General features: G+C 44.4%; 18 protein-coding genes. 7 read left to right on the top strand and 11 right to left on the bottom strand.

Annotated elements, in window-relative coordinates; translation table 11 throughout:
- Nucleotides 1–4: 4 nt before the first annotated feature.
- Complete coding sequence (locus NQ505_RS12465; protein ID WP_032853838.1) at nt 5–532, bottom strand: SGNH/GDSL hydrolase family protein; 528 nt, start codon at nt 530–532, stop codon at nt 5–7.
- Between the two features lie 75 nt (nt 533–607).
- Here NQ505_RS12465 and NQ505_RS12460 point away from each other — a divergent pair, with 75 nt between their 5' ends.
- Complete coding sequence (locus NQ505_RS12460; RefSeq protein ID WP_009000650.1) at nt 608–2293, top strand: RluA family pseudouridine synthase; 1686 nt, start codon at nt 608–610, stop codon at nt 2291–2293.
- Here NQ505_RS12460 and NQ505_RS12455 read toward each other — a convergent pair.
- From NQ505_RS12455 to NQ505_RS12445, 3 genes are all read right to left on the bottom strand, one after another.
- Nucleotides 2290–3651, bottom strand: a complete 1362-nt coding sequence (locus NQ505_RS12455) for an MATE family efflux transporter (protein ID WP_009000649.1) — start codon at nt 3649–3651, stop codon at nt 2290–2292. The genes NQ505_RS12460 and NQ505_RS12455 overlap by 4 nt on opposite strands.
- 123 nt (nt 3652–3774) lie before the next feature.
- Nucleotides 3775–3981 carry a hypothetical protein gene (locus tag NQ505_RS12450; RefSeq protein WP_007750505.1) on the bottom strand — a complete coding sequence of 69 codons (207 nt, stop codon included), beginning with the start codon at nt 3979–3981 and terminating at the stop codon, nt 3775–3777.
- Between the two features lie 78 nt (nt 3982–4059).
- A complete protein-coding gene (locus tag NQ505_RS12445; protein ID WP_004301980.1) occupies nt 4060–5565 on the bottom strand; it encodes a TrkH family potassium uptake protein in 1506 nt (501 codons plus the stop codon).
- Between the two features lie 250 nt (nt 5566–5815).
- Here NQ505_RS12445 and NQ505_RS12440 point away from each other — a divergent pair, with 250 nt between their 5' ends.
- The 3 genes from NQ505_RS12440 to NQ505_RS12430 all read left to right on the top strand — a co-directional run bounded on the left by NQ505_RS12440 (nt 5816) and on the right by NQ505_RS12430 (nt 7254).
- Nucleotides 5816–6115: a nitrous oxide-stimulated promoter family protein gene (locus tag NQ505_RS12440; RefSeq protein WP_004304816.1), complete on the top strand. Its 300-nt coding sequence runs from the start codon at nt 5816–5818 to the stop codon at nt 6113–6115.
- A gap of 19 nt (nt 6116–6134) precedes the next feature.
- The gene (locus tag NQ505_RS12435; protein WP_009000648.1) at nt 6135–6866 is read left to right on the top strand and encodes an SDR family NAD(P)-dependent oxidoreductase; all 732 of its coding nucleotides are present in this window, start codon (nt 6135–6137) and stop codon (nt 6864–6866) included.
- A gap of 118 nt (nt 6867–6984) precedes the next feature.
- Complete coding sequence (locus tag NQ505_RS12430) at nt 6985–7254, top strand: zinc ribbon domain-containing protein (RefSeq protein ID WP_009000647.1); 270 nt, start codon at nt 6985–6987, stop codon at nt 7252–7254.
- Between the two features lie 56 nt (nt 7255–7310).
- Here NQ505_RS12430 and NQ505_RS12425 read toward each other — a convergent pair whose 3' ends face one another.
- The 4 genes from NQ505_RS12425 to NQ505_RS12410 all read right to left on the bottom strand — a co-directional run bounded on the left by NQ505_RS12425 (nt 7311) and on the right by NQ505_RS12410 (nt 9522).
- Nucleotides 7311–7595, bottom strand: coding sequence for a virulence protein (locus NQ505_RS12425; RefSeq protein WP_004301975.1), 285 nt, complete (start codon nt 7593–7595; stop codon nt 7311–7313).
- Nucleotides 7583–7801: a hypothetical protein gene (locus NQ505_RS12420; RefSeq protein WP_004301974.1), complete on the bottom strand. Its 219-nt coding sequence runs from the start codon at nt 7799–7801 to the stop codon at nt 7583–7585. The genes NQ505_RS12425 and NQ505_RS12420 overlap by 13 nt, the downstream gene beginning before the upstream one ends.
- 58 nt (nt 7802–7859) lie before the next feature.
- On the bottom strand, nt 7860–8126 hold the full coding sequence (locus NQ505_RS12415) for a GNAT family N-acetyltransferase (RefSeq protein WP_004301973.1): 267 nt from the start codon (nt 8124–8126) through the stop codon (nt 7860–7862).
- 82 nt (nt 8127–8208) lie between these two features.
- Entirely contained in the window at nt 8209–9522 is a 1314-nt protein-coding gene (locus NQ505_RS12410) for a TIGR01777 family oxidoreductase (protein WP_009000646.1), read from the bottom strand.
- A gap of 131 nt (nt 9523–9653) precedes the next feature.
- On the opposite strand from NQ505_RS12410, the gene NQ505_RS12405 reads away from it, so the two are divergent.
- Together NQ505_RS12405 and NQ505_RS12400 are read left to right on the top strand one after the other, a co-directional pair.
- Nucleotides 9654–10634, top strand: coding sequence for a lytic transglycosylase domain-containing protein (locus tag NQ505_RS12405; protein ID WP_032853836.1), 981 nt, complete (start codon nt 9654–9656; stop codon nt 10632–10634).
- A gap of 38 nt (nt 10635–10672) precedes the next feature.
- Nucleotides 10673–11542, top strand: coding sequence for an ion transporter (locus NQ505_RS12400; protein ID WP_004301970.1), 870 nt, complete (start codon nt 10673–10675; stop codon nt 11540–11542).
- 5 nt (nt 11543–11547) lie between these two features.
- Here NQ505_RS12400 and NQ505_RS12395 read toward each other — a convergent pair whose 3' ends face one another.
- Nucleotides 11548–11916: a DUF2809 domain-containing protein gene (locus NQ505_RS12395; RefSeq protein WP_032853835.1), complete on the bottom strand. Its 369-nt coding sequence runs from the start codon at nt 11914–11916 to the stop codon at nt 11548–11550.
- Nucleotides 11917–12090: 174 nt separating this feature from the next.
- Here NQ505_RS12395 and NQ505_RS12390 point away from each other — a divergent pair, with 174 nt between their 5' ends.
- Nucleotides 12091–12759: an MgtC/SapB family protein gene (locus tag NQ505_RS12390; protein WP_009000642.1), complete on the top strand. Its 669-nt coding sequence runs from the start codon at nt 12091–12093 to the stop codon at nt 12757–12759.
- 32 nt (nt 12760–12791) lie between these two features.
- Here the strand turns inward: NQ505_RS12390 and NQ505_RS12385 are convergent, their stop codons facing one another.
- Entirely contained in the window at nt 12792–13565 is a 774-nt protein-coding gene (locus NQ505_RS12385; RefSeq protein ID WP_009000641.1) for a TIGR03915 family putative DNA repair protein, read from the bottom strand.
- A gap of 21 nt (nt 13566–13586) precedes the next feature.
- A complete protein-coding gene (locus NQ505_RS12380) occupies nt 13587–14855 on the bottom strand; it encodes a putative DNA modification/repair radical SAM protein (RefSeq protein ID WP_004304808.1) in 1269 nt (422 codons plus the stop codon).
- Between the last annotated feature and the right edge of the window lie 205 nt (nt 14856–15060).

Below are 15060 nucleotides of genomic sequence, written 5' to 3'. Positions count from 1 at the left end.
TGTTTTACAAACCGGAAGCCCGTTTCAGTGCTTCTGACAAAATACTGTAACCCCTGCCATTCAAATGTAAATCGTCGAGAGTCAACTCCGGATTCAGCCTGCCATCCTGCAACAAACGGTCGAATACATCGAGATAGACAATGTCCGTCCCCTGCAATTTCTCGTATATCTTCCGGTTAAGGACACGAATGAATTGATTCACAGCCGTACTGTAATCGTCGTAATCATTACGTGGAAAAATACAGAAAAGATATGTTTTCAGTGAAGGGATAGCAAGAACCGCTTTTACATAACGTTCCACATAATCGTCCATATTTTCATCATTCAACTGATAAATATCATTGGTTCCGAATTGAATGACGACTTGACAATCGGAAGTGTCTACGGTAAAAGACTCCACATAAGCCAGTCCTTCACCGGGAGCACCATAGTTCAGACATTCCCATGAAGGAAAGTAGACATCCAATGCCCAAAATGCCATGTGACTGTTGCCAAGAAAGGCAAATTTAGGTTTCTCTCCCATTCTATTCATGTTACTTCATTCGATAATTCACGGATTTACTTTACTTTTGCAAAGGTAATCACATTCATTCATATATATAAACCGATGATACATTTTTTCAAGCAACCCATTTCTCACCTTGCGTTACCGGATAAATTCACTTATCCTTTCCACTATACGCCTCATCCATTGTGCGTGTTGGCAGCGGAAGAAGTGAAAGAATATATCGCGAGCCGAGAAGAATGGCAAGAAGAATTAGCTTTCGGAAAAATGTTCGGGGTACTGATTGTACAAAAAGAGAATAAACAAGAGACTGCCAAAAAAGAAGCAGTCAATGAAATTGGTTATCTCGCTGCTTTCTCCGGCAATCTGGCAGGGAAGAATCTGCATCCTTATTTTGTCCCTCCTGTCTACGACTTATTGCAACCGGAAGGATTCTTCAAAATTGAAGAAGAACAAATATCTTCCATCAATATCCGTATTCGTGAATTAGAAAACAATCGTTCTTATCTCGATTTAATAGAAAAGTGGAAGACGGAAACGGAACAGGCTAAAGCAATTTTGAATCAGGCTAAAGCAGCACTCAAAGCAGCAAAGGAGGCGAGAGAGATGCGCCGCCAATCATCCTCTGCCCTTTCCGAAGAGGAACAAGCCTCCCTGATCCGGGAAAGCCAATACCAGAAAGCGGAATACAAACGACTGGAAAAAGAATGGAAGAAACGATTGGAAGAACTCGAAATGGAAACGAGACACTTCGAGACTGAAATAGAACAACTGAAAACCGAACGGAAGGAACGTTCGGCAGCCTTGCAAAGAAAGTTGTTCGAGCAGTTCCGGATGCTGAATGCCAGAGGAGAAGTGAAAGACCTATACACTATCTTCGAGCAGACAGTTCAGAAAGTTCCTCCTGCCGGTGCGGGTGAATGTGCTTTGCCTAAATTGTTGCAATATGCGTATCTTCATCAATTAAAGCCATTGGCTATGGCTGAATTCTGGTGGGGAGACTCTCCTAAAAACGAAATCCGGCATCATGGATATTATTATCCATCCTGCAAGGGAAAATGTGAACCTATTTTGCAGCACATGTTGCAAGGACTGAAAGTAGACGAGAATCCGTTGCTGAACTCCATCCATGAGGATGAAGAACTGGAAATCGTATATGAAGATGAATGGTTAGTGGTAGTCAATAAGCCGGCAGGAATGTTGTCCGTTCCGGGAAAAGAGGAGGACAGAGATTCAGTCTATCATCGCCTGAAAAAGAAGTATCCCGATGCTACCGGACCTATGATTGTACATCGCCTCGATATGGCGACTTCCGGATTATTGCTCGTAGCTAAAACGAAAGAGGTACATCAACATTTGCAGGCACAATTTGCAAGCAGAAGTATCAAGAAACGCTATGTAGCCGTGTTGGATGGGGCAACAGCAACAGTAGAGAAGACAGTACCGCTGCCCGGAAAAGCAGGAAGAATTGAACTCCCTCTCTGTTTGAATCCCCTTGATCGTCCCCGGCAAATCGTCAGTAGAGAACACGGGAAAGAAGCGATTACAGAATACCGAATCATCTGTGAATCAGAAAAACACACCCGGATTGCTTTCTATCCGTTGACCGGACGGACACACCAATTACGGGTACACGCCGCCCATCCGGAGGGATTGGGTTGCCCCATTCTTGGGGATGAACTTTATGGAAAGAAAGCGGACAGACTATACCTCCACGCCGAATATATAGAGTTCCGTCATCCCATCAGCGGAAAGATTCTACGCATACAGAAAGAGGCCGACTTCTAAACAGTAACCGTACTTGTGAAAACCTGCTTCTTCAACCTGCGATAAACGTAGATAAATGCCGGTACGAGGAACAAATCTGCCGCTATCCAAGCCATCGGATCACCGTAGCAGACAGCAATAAAACCGAATGCAGGCACAGCGTAAATGCTGACAAGGATACGCGCAATCATCTCCGCCACTCCCGAAAACATGGCTAGATTGGTATATCCCACTCCCTGAATCGTGTAGCGCAGGATACACAACAATCCAAGCATCGGGAAGAACATACAGGAGATATGCAGGAATAACTCGGTATCCAACAGAATTTCCGTTTCCGACGGATCTACAAAGATCAATGCAAAATATTTGGCTCCCACCATCAGAAGAACGAATGTAAATGCCGCATAAACGATCATCATCAAAGCACTCGCCTTAATTCCCAACCAGACACACTCCGGTTTTCCTGCCCCATAATTCTGTCCGCTATACGTAGCCATCGCAATTCCCAGACTCTCGAACGTGCAGATAAAGAACATCTTGATGCGCATAGCAGACGTAAAAGCTGCCACACACGCTGTTCCCAATGCATTATTCGCACTCTGAAGCATGATGCTGCCGATAGCCGTGATAGAAAACTGCAATCCCATAGGCACACCAATGTAAAGCAGCGTCTTAGCCAGTTTCGACTGGAACCGGCGTTCTTTCGGAGTACCTTGCAATATTTCAAACTTCCGGTACATATAAATGTAGCAGAGAACAGCCGACAATCCTTGCGAAAAGACAGTAGCAATAGCAGCTCCCGCCACTCCCCAGCCAAGTACCAAAATACAGAACAAATCAAGAATGATATTCAGAACAGCCGCAAACAGCAGAAACCAAAAAGGCGTCTTACTGTCTCCCAACGCACGGATAATGCTCGAAAGAAGATTATAGAAGAAAGTACACGGCACACCAATAAACGTGACAAGCAGATAAGCATAAGCCCCTTCAAAAATATTCTCCGGCGTACGCATGATCCGAAGAATATCCTCACATAAAATACAGGTGAGAAGAGCAATCACCACAGACATTCCCGCAGCCAGTTTCAGACTAACGGCCACATAACTGCGCATCGTACTGTAATCCCGCGCCCCAAACTTCTGCGCAACGGGTATTCCGAAACCTCCGCAACATCCATTGCAGAACCCGAGAATAAGAAACACCACCGATGTGCTGGCTCCAACAGAAGCTAACGCGTTAATTCCCAAAAACTTTCCTACAATTGCAGCATCAACAAGCGAATACGTTTGTTGCAACAGATTGCCGAGTAAAAGCGGCAGCGTAAACTTTAAAATGAGAGGTAATGCCGGCCCTGCCGTCATTTCTTTAGAAGTTGCCATACGTCTATGTTCTAAAATCGGATGCAAAGATACGGAAAATTCAATGAATTAGTTCTTGATTTGCGTTCCTCTTTTAGTTGACATAAATCAAAAAAATCAGTATGAGAGCATGAGTCTCCCGGTCTATCGTTTCACCAACCGTTTAGGTGAACCATGCCACGAGCATCCCAGGCAGAAGACTTCTGTCAAATCGAACCCCTCCATCGAATCTTCCGGATATTTGGGAACAACTTCACCATCTTCGAGCACATAAACCAGCAGCCTGTCACCCTGTTCATTCTTCACATACATAGCTGCAATCTTGCATTGCGGACACAATAACTTTTTCATGCTGCAAAGATACAGATTGTTTCCGTCAACCACAAACTCTTCCAACGATGTTTCAGAAGCCCGTTCATGATTTACAGTTTATCTATTCTTCCAGAATCCCGGATAAAACAACAGGAGTACACTAAACAATTCCAGACGTCCCACCAGCATCAGAAAAGAAAGTATCCACTTTGCCAGATCAGGTAAAGAATTCCACGAATATGCAGGCCCGCAAGTTCCCAATCCCGGACCGACATTGCCTATACTCGAAATAACCGTACTGACGGACTCGGAAAAGCCAACTCCCAAAAACAAAAGAGCCGTCCACCCAATCAGGATCAGAACCAGATAAAAAGCAAAGAAAATCAATACGGTAGTTACGATAGAAGAAGACACCGTCTGCTTATTGATACGTACGGGAAGCACGGCATTCGGGTGGAGCAGATGTTTGAACTCATTCCGGATGGCACGCGCCACAATCAGCAACCGCATATTCTTGATACCTCCACTGGTAGAACCCGTACACCCTCCCGAAAGCATCGCAATAAACAACAGTAACCACGTGAAAGGAGGCCACATATTATAATCATCCGTAGCAAAACCGCAGGAAGTATGCACCGTAGACACCTGGAACAATGCTTTCCGGAAAGCCAGTTCCCAGTCATAATGATTTTGAAAGACGAGCGCCAACGTGATAAGAAAAGTCAAGATACCCACTGACGCCAGAAACCAGTGCAGCTCTTCATCTTTGAATAAACGACCGACTTTTCCTTTCAAACACATCAGAAACAAAGAGAAGTTGATACTGGAAACAATCATAAAGATAGCCACCACATATTCTATATACGGAGAATTCCAGTAAGATATACTGTTCTGCTTGGTAGAATATCCGCCCGTAGCAGTAGTGGCAAACGACTGGCAAATGGCATCAAACAAGCTCATGCCCCCAAACATCAATAAGACAGTTTCCGAAACTGTCAATACCAGATAAATTGTCCACAACCACTTGGCCATGACATTGATTTTCGGATGGGTACGGTCGTGCGTCACTCCCGTAGATTCAGCAGAGAAGAGTTGCACTCCTCCCGTGGTAAAGATAGGAAGAATGGCAATCGTGAAAAACACAATCCCCAAACCACCGATCCACTGCGTCAGGCTTCGCCAGAAAAGCATACCGTGGGAAAGGGATTCAATATCATCGAGAATAGTAGCTCCTGTAGTGGTAAACCCAGACATAGTTTCGAAAAAAGCATTGGTTATCGTATCAATGCTTCCGCTAAAATAAAAAGGAAGCATGCCGAAAAAGGTAAAAAACACCCATGAAAGAGTGACCACACAATATCCGTCTCTCCGGCTCATCTTATTCTCCGCTCCCCGTCCGTAGAGCAGTAACAATCCGCCTACCACAGCATTGATGATACAGGTGTAAAGAAAGTATTTATAATCACTTTCCCCGTAACCAGCCGACACTCCGGCACAAAGTAAGAACATCCCCAATTCGATAAATAGCAACATACCCAGCACGCGCCCTATCATCTTCCGGTTAATCATGCTATTATTCTTACTCCGAATATACAGACTGTTATCTGAAATGTACTCTTCCATAACTCATGAATTATTTTGTATGTTCCCCTCATAGCCAAGAGTATGCCAAAATGAAAAGGATTCTGATAATTAGCTTGTAATCAATGCAATATTTTTTTCATTTTGAAAAAGTAATCTCTAAACACCCTACCAAAATGAAAGGGTGCTTTTCAAAATAGAAAAAAGAAGAAGGTGTATTTTAACAGAATACGCCTGCATTTCTGCATAATCTTCGCTATCTTTGTCATTCCAAAGTGTAAAAAAGAAAGAGATGAAAGCATCACGCATTGCGCACGAAAAGAAAACGGTAGAGTTGATGATCCGCCTCTATTGCCGGAAAAAAGAAAAAAATACAATTCTTTGTGCCGACTGTGAAGAGTTGCTCCGCTATGCCCACGCACGTCTCGACCATTGTCCGTTTGGAGAGAAGAAGAGTGCATGCAAGGAATGCACCGTACATTGTTACAAACCCGTCATGCGCGAACGAATGCGACAGGTGATGCGTTTCTCCGGACCGAGGATGTTGCTTTATGCACCCTGGCAGGCCATACGACATTTATTGAACCTATAACTTACTAAAAAAATCAGTAATGAAAAAAGCCATTATCATTGGCGCTACCTCCGGCATCGGACAAGAAGTTGCAAAATGTCTGTTACTGGATGGATGGCAAATCGGAGTAGCCGGCAGACGGCAATCTGCTCTCGAAAACCTGCAACGGGCAGCACCGGATCAGATTCAAATTCAAACGTTGGACGTAACCCAGGAAGATGCAGGCGAGAAATTGAATATGCTCATCGACAAGGTGGGCGGCATGGATTTGTTTCTTCTTAGCTCGGGCATCGGTTTCCAGAATACGAATCTGAACATGGAGGTGGAGCTGAACACAGCATACACGAATGTAGAGGGATTTATCCGCATGGTGGATACCGCTTTCATCTATTTCAGGAAAAGCGGAGGCGGCCACCTGGCAGTCATCAGTTCCATCGCGGGAACGAAAGGACTTGGAGTGGCTCCTGCCTACTCTGCCACCAAACGCTTCCAGAACACTTACATAGATGCTCTCGAACAACTTTCATATTTACAAAAACTGAATATCCATTTTACCGATATCCGTCCCGGATTTGTTGCCACCGACTTGCTCAACGACGGGAAACATTATCCGCTATTGATGGATGCAACGAAAGTGGGACGTCACATCGCCTGGTCACTGGAGCGGAAACAACGGATAGTAGTGATCGACTGGCGCTACCGGATACTGGTCTTTTTCTGGAAAATGATTCCCCGTTGGATGTGGAAACGGCTGCCCGTGAAAACCAATTAACACCAAAAGCAAACCAGGAAAGAAATAAATGAATAAATAGCAAGACCGGATTACTTCTTTTCCAATATTTCTACTTACATTTGTCTTGTAACATAAACTTATAATCTAACAAAAAAAGATGGAACAAAAATTTTGTCAAAGTTGCAGTATGCCGATAGACGACTCAACTTTTGGAAAAGAAACGGACGGTAGCAAGAACGAAGATTATTGCCACTATTGCTATGCGGACGGACATTTCACGAAAGAGTGTACCATGGACGAGATGATCGAGCTTAATCTGAATTATCTGGATGAGTTCAATAAAGACTCGGAAGTGAAATACACAGTGGAGGAAGCACGGAAAACGATGAAAGAGTTCTTTCCACAGTTGAAGAGGTGGAAACAGTAATTGAGAAATAAAAGGAGCTTTCAGGCATGAATACATATTCATACCTGAAAGCTTATCTATTTATTTTCTTTTATAAAATCCGTAAAGTTCGACCAGTCTTCTACACGAAACGCACGAAGATCACGAACTGACGCCTGAAACCAAGGAATACGTTTCAATGCGTCAATTGCACGAAAAAGATTTGCCATATCAGTTTTCTCTGTTAAATATACACTACCCTGCGTATTATAAAACTCATACTGACGCAACACTTTATTTATTTCAAAATAGGCATTGTTATAAGGCTCTCCATAATTGGCACGTAGGTCTGTAATGACCATATCAAAGGCTATTGCATACATACATTATCCTCATTTACAGGAATAAAATATTTCTGCTCACCAAAGAAAATACGGTTAAATTTATCACGAATCGCTATAACTAAGCCTTTGAACGGATTATGTTCAATATCAATTACTGTACCCTCTATCCATTCATCGAGTCCCGTTAACCTAGGATCCACTTTTACCTTTTCACCTTCTTTTATCATAACACTATTTTTCTTCATTGATTTCCAATTACAAAGATAATATTATTTCCTTTTCCGACGAATCAAAAGCGAGTATTTAACCATTTATTTCCGGGTGTCTTTCCAACCACTTCACTGCATAAGAGCATGTTGCTTTCGGCTTCATCCCGTTAGCTAATGCATAGGCGTAAGCAGCTTTTACCAAAGCAGCGGCAATCCCCCGCCCTTCAATGGGTTGTGGCACAATTGTGTGGATAATATCAAGAGAATCACCTATCAGGCGATATTGTACAAAGGCGGTGCGACCGTCTACTTCTGTCTTGAACAATTTTTGTTCGGGCTGATGAATAATTTCGTAATCCATAATTTCTGTTGTTTTAAAGTTGTCTCATTGTTCGTTAAGCACTCCGGCAAAATAATCTTAGGTTATCAGGCGCAGATTGCGATCAGAGTTGCTCGATCCACTTCAACTGGCTCGTATCGTATCCACGACGTTCGGCAGCGGTGACGAGTTTCTTCTTGATTTCTTCCGGCAGTTGGGGTGTACGGCTTAGTATCCAGAGATATTTATCAGTACTGCTACCTACCAGGGCATAATTGTAATTCTCTTCATCCAGTTCCAAGATATAATAATCAGAATAGAAACTAAGGAAGAAAGACACTTTCAGTTTGCCTGGTTGTGCGGGATCGGGTATTTTGGCATGTCCGTTGGCAGTCTTGCAGATGTCGTAAGGAGAATTACGTTTGCATCCCCGGTTCTCCACACGAATCATGCCGTCGGGACGGAGCGTGTAAGTAGCCGTGACGTCTACAAGTCCGTATTCAAAACGATTCTCGTAGCGGGCTATTTCATACCAAAGTCCCATATACCGGTGCAGGTCGAGAGAGGTAACCGTACTATGGTTTGTACCTCTGAAAAAACGTTCGACATTGGGAATGGAGAAATGAAATCCCGCCTCCGTCAGACGCGTTGGGCGGACTCTCTGGCCAGCAGTCAGGAAAGATGCCGCTTCACCATATAAGATACGGAAAATTCGTTGCGGAGCTACCATCGTTGTCCATGCCCGATAAGCCTTTCCCATCGCACGGGTGAAAGCATATTGCGAGATTTGCTGCGGAGCAACCAGATTATATACCCCATGTGTCTCTTCGTGAGTGATAAAAAACTCCATTGCACGGCAAAGATCCCGTATCGATATCCACGGAAAAGCCTGCGTACCGGGACCGATGGCGGTAGCTATCTTGGTAGCTTGCAAAGGGCGAAGCATCTGCTGCATCGCTCCCCCGTCCGGAGAAAGCACTACGCCAAAGCGTGTGATAACGAGCCTTGTAGGTTCGGGACAGTGTTTCGCTTCCTTTTCCCACGCATAGCAAAGATCGGACAGAAAACCTTCTCCACGGGTACGAGTATATTCGTCCACCTCCGCTTCCGAAGGATAATAACCTACGGCAGAAGCCGAAATCATCAGTTTCGGTTTCGTTTTGACTGCGTTCAAAGCGCGGATAATACGATTGGTTACAACAATACGACTGTTGAAAAGCTCCTGTTTATATTCCGGTGTCCAACGTTTATTGATAGGTGCACCTGCCAGGTTGATGACAACATCACAATGGGTCAGTGTCTGAATCAAATAACCGGACATACCTTCGCGAAACATCGACCTTCCCAGAGGAATGATCCGATGTCCGCCCTTTTCTGTGAGATAATTAGAAAGATGTTTACCTATATATCCGGTAGCTCCGGTCATTGCTATATTCATCTTGATTCGTTGTTTATTTTAACTCTATTAGAAAAACGTATAAAATGCAAGAAAAGTTCTTTGAAAAAAGCAAAATGAGGTTATCTTTGCAAGATAGGCTTAAACATTGAAGCATCCAAAAAGGTTATAAAATGAAAAGACGAATGAAAATCAACTATATTCTTACACTTATATTAGTATTTTGCATCGGCGCTTCCATCCCAATATTGACAGGCAGCAGCCAAGTGAACGAACAACATTCCGCCAAATCGGAGGTGCCTTATTGTGTCACTCCGCCTACTGTTCCCGCACAGGTCACCTTCGACGGGGAAACGATCGACCTCCGCCGCTATGACCGTCGCGAACGGATGGACCGCGAGATGATGGCCTTCACCTATATGCACTCCACCACCATGTTATTAATCAAGCGCGCCAACCGTTACTTCCCCATCATCGAACCGATACTGAAAGCAAACGGTATCCCCGACGACTTCAAATACCTGATGGTCATCGAGAGCAATCTGAACAACATTGCACGCTCTCCGGCAGGAGCAGCGGGCCTGTGGCAATTTATGCCTGCCACCGGACGGGAATTCGGGCTGGAAGTGAACGATAACGTAGACGAACGCTACCATATTGAAAAAGCAACCGTTGCCGCCTGCAAATACTTCAAACAAGCGTATGCCAAATATGGCGACTGGATGGCTGTCTCCGCCGCCTATAACGCCGGACAGGGACGTATCTCTTCTCAACTTGAAAAGCAGTTGGCAAGTCATGCCATGGACTTATGGCTGGTAGAGGAAACTTCCCGCTACATGTTCCGTCTGCTGGCAGCCAAAGAGATATTCAACAACCCGCAACGTTACGGATTCCTCTTGAAACGGGAACATCTGTATCCGCCTATTCCTTATAAAGAGGTAACCGTCAACACTTCTATCGACGATCTGAACGACTACGCAAAATCACAGGGAATCACCTATGCCCAACTCCGTGATGCCAACCCCTGGCTGCGCGACACTTCATTGAAAAACAAGACCGGAAAGACATACATTCTCTATATTCCCACACAAGAGGGAATGTATTACAACCCGCAAAAGACCGTTGCCTACAATAAACAGTGGGTTATCGACTAAAAAGGCTTTTTCTTTAATTCCGGCCAAGCACTATTGATATGAAACTGAAAGAAAGAATCCATCGTTTTTTGCATGACGAGAAACTGAAACGAAAGTTATACGTCATCATCTTCGAATCGGACACCCCTGCCGGGAAATTGTTCGACGTGATTCTTATCGCCTGTATTCTGGTCAGCGTATTGCTCGTCATCATCGAAAGTCTGAAAGGACTTCCCACCTATCTGACGACTCCGTTCGTCATTATGGAATTCCTTTTCACCGGCTTCTTTACTTTCGAATACCTGACGAGGATCTACTGTTCACCCCGTCCCCGGAAATACATATTCAGCTTTTTCGGTATCGTAGACTTACTGGCCACGTTGCCTCTTTACATCGGCCTGCTCTTCCCGGGCGCCCGTTATCTACTCATCATCCGTGCCTTCCGCCTGATACGTGTGTTCCGCGTCTTCAAGCTTTTCAACTTTCTGAATGAGGGGGAACGGCTGCTCACTGCCTTGCGTGAAAGTAGTAAGAAGATTGCAGTGTTCTTCTTGTTTGTCGTCATTCTGGTGACTTCCATCGGAACGCTAATGTATATGATTGAAGGAACGCAACCCAACTCCCAGTTCAACAATATCCCGAACAGCATCTATTGGGCTATCGTCACCATGACTACCGTAGGTTATGGAGATATTACTCCCGCCACCGGCCTCGGAAAATTCCTTTCCGCCTGTGTCATGCTGATCGGTTACACGATTATTGCCGTACCCACAGGTATCGTATCTGCCTCCATGATGAAAGAGTATAAACGCAGGAGAGACAAAGAATGTCCCAACTGCCATCGCTCCGGACACGAAGATAATGCAGAGTTTTGCAAATATTGCGGCCACAGCCTGGACCCATCCGAAACCAAAGCGGAAGAGAAATAAATCCTCTACGATCTACGCCGGACGAAATGCTCGAATAAGACAATGAAAACGCATCCCACAGCATAACAGGCAATATCTCCCCAATCGAACGTAGAACCCAGCACAATTCGGGCTACGCGGTTCGTGACACCCAATGTCTCCACCAGCCGGAAGTATTGCAAGACTTCTACAAAACAGGCAAAAAGAAAGACATAAAACGGCATCCGCGGAATCCCCGTCGGTAGAAAGATACGTACAAAGCTATATACTAGCACTACAACCAGCATATCTCCGACATAGGGACGTATGAAACGGTCGCGCACATACAAAGCTATCAACACCTCAATACAGAAGATCACCAGAAAGCTGATTATATAAAAAATTCTTTTCTTCATTATTTGCTCGGTCGCGGGATTAAACATTTATTTGAATCTGCGAATATACGATAAAATGAATTGGATACGTTCAAATATTACTAAATGATTGATACAAAAAGGGGAAATAATTGTATATTTATAGTCCTAAGCATTTTTCCACAAACAATAAAAAACAGAAAGGAGATTGAACACATGATGTTGAATATGGATTTTGTAATCCGTTTATTGGTCGCCGGAATACTGGGAACCATCATTGGACTGGATCGTGAATACCGTGCCAAAGAAGCCGGATACCGCACTCATTTTCTCGTGTCGCTAGGTAGTGCTTTGATTATGATTGTTTCCCAATACGGATTTCAGGAAATTATAAAAGAAAGTAGTGTCACACTCGATCCCAGTCGGGTGGCGGCACAGGTTGTCAGCGGTATCGGATTTATCGGTGCAGGAACCATCATCTTTCAAAAACAGATTGTACGCGGACTGACTACCGCCGCAGGAATCTGGGCAACAGCAGGTATCGGCCTGGCGGTAGGTACAGGAATGTACACCATCGGCATTGCCGCCACGGTGTTAACCCTCGTCGGACTGGAACTACTTAGCTATCTATTTAAAAGCATCGGAATGAAAAGCTCGATGGTTTCTTTCTCAACTCCCAACAAAGACATACTGAAACAGATAGCGGACAGATTCAACTCTAAAGACTACCTGATAGTCTCTTACGAGATGGAAACGCAACACACGGGTGAAACAGAATATTATCAGGTTACGATGGTTATCAAGTCGAAGCGAAATAATGATGAAGGGCATCTGCTTTCGCTGATACAGGAATTTCCGGATGTAACGGTGCAGCGAATTGAATAGTCAGACTTCCGCTCCTCTCCCAAAATGGAAATCTACTTTTGCTTTTCCGTCAGATACTTCCAATAACGTACAGGCATATCCTGCCTGTGCTTTCTCGGATTCATGCGTTCTTTGATACAAATAGCCTTGAAATATGTCTTCCAAAGTTGTTGGAAAAGCTTCTCATCCTTGTCCATCAGGCTTTCATCCAGCATCCCCGTAATCAAATGGGATTCACGGCTGTCATCATCAAACGAGATAGTTGTCACCTCCTGCAAATCATAATAAAATCCGTAACGGCGTTTCATGTCATAAATAATCCACTTCTGATCGGCAAAACGGTCTTTGAAATGGTGAACGGTCAGCGGGAGCGCATTATACTGTGGTTCGAAAGCGGCAAAGAATGTACCGTCGGCAGCTTTCTGGAAACGGACAAATTGCATCAGGTGTACGCGTTCGCCATCCACCTTCTTCCATATTTGCGCTAATTGCAAAACGTCCGGATCACCAAAATTGGTTTCAATAGAGCGGGGGGCATCGATTGCTTTACGGATATATCGAAAAATAAGTATTCCTATTTCCGGAAGTTCCGACAGCCAACTTTGTGTGAGGCAACCCAAAGCAGAAGAGGAAACTTTCTTCTGCAATCCCCGCCACACACGCCCGGCCTTTTCTTCATCGGTCACTACCGTATGCAGCTCATCACAAAATAAAGGCAAAGCATCTCCTTCCGACAACAAAGCATCGGGAAAAGTCTTGCGGAAATAGGCGTCGAACACAGCCGTCAGCAGCCCATCAAAGGTTTTATCGTAAATATAAACATTCATAAAAAACACCAAGCATATTTACTATTCGCCAAAATCAAGCAACAACTGACGTTCATCCACTTTCTTTTTCGGTTTCGGCAACAATAAGCTGCGCACCCGTTGCGGAGAAAGTTCGTTCACTGTCTGCATCTGGAGAGGTAGTTCTTTGCAAGTGATGAAATATTGCGCTTTCTTCATCACCACTCCTATCTTCTTCAGTTCATAAAATCCCAGCCGCGAAAAACGACGGGAAGCAACAATCAGTTTCGCCGACTTCACCCCTACTCCCGGCACACGGAGCAACATTTCGTAGTCTGCCTTATTGATGTCGACAGGAAACTGTTCGGGATGGCGCAAAGCCCACGAAAGTTTCGGGTCTATTTCGAGATCGAGATCCGGATAAGAATCATCCACAATTTCATCTACCTTGAATTGATAAAAACGCAATAACCAGTCAGCCTGATAGAGCCGGTTTTCACGTACCAGAGGCGGCTGTTTCAATGCCGGAAGACGCTTATCATACGTATTTACGGAAACGTAGCCCGAATAATAGACACGTTTCATGGTGGGGCGCCCGTAAAGTGCCGACGAAAGAAAAAGAATATCTTTATCCGATTCGGAGGTAGCTCCCACAATCACCTGGGTACTTTGTCCCGCAGGTGCGAAACGGGGTGCGTGGCGAAACTTCTGCCGTTCTTCTTTGCTCTCCAACACGCCTTGTTGAATGTATTTCATCGGAGCAAATACGCTTTTATGGTCTTTTTCCGGTGCAAGCAGTTTCAAATTTTCTTCTTTGGGAATTTCGACGTTGACGCTAAGACGATCGGCATACAATCCGGCTTCATTCACTAATTCGCGACTGGCTCCGGGAATACTCTTGAGATGGATATAACCGTTAAAACGGTACACTTGCCGCAAATCTTTGGCTACACGCACAAGTCTCTCCATTGTATAGTCCGGATTACGGACCACTCCGGAGCTAAGAAACAGCCCTTCGATATAGTTACGACGGTAGAATTCCATCGTCAGCTCCACCAATTCCGAAACGGAAAAGGTAGCGCGGGGAAGATCGTTGCTACGACGGTTGACGCAATAGGCACAATCGTAAATGCAATAATTGGTAAGCATGATTTTCAATAGCGAGATACATCGACCGTCCTCGGCAAAACTGTGGCATATCCCCCATCCTCCCACAGTGTTTCCCAGCGTTCCCGGCTTATTGGAACGCACCGTACCACTGGAAGAACAGGAAACATCGTACTTGGCAGATTCTGCAAGTATCTTCAGTTTAGCTAAGACGTTTTCGTTCATCATTCCCGATCTTGATTCTTTTCGCAAATATACGATTTAATTTGAGATGCATATAGAAGAAAAAAAGTTTAGCAAATATATAAATACAAAATTAGTCAATTTTGAAGAAATAAAAAGCTACGCTTATATTCTTATTAACTAAGCAATAGAAAAGATAAGATGTTTACGAACAGGAAAGCAGACAACTCTGGAAAATAAAAAAAGC

The organism is Bacteroides sp. D2 (assembly GCF_025147085.1).
In the GTDB taxonomy this organism is placed as follows: domain Bacteria; phylum Bacteroidota; class Bacteroidia; order Bacteroidales; family Bacteroidaceae; genus Bacteroides.
The sequence above is the reverse complement of the archived record's forward strand: the minus strand, read 5'-3'. Positions and strand labels throughout refer to the sequence as shown.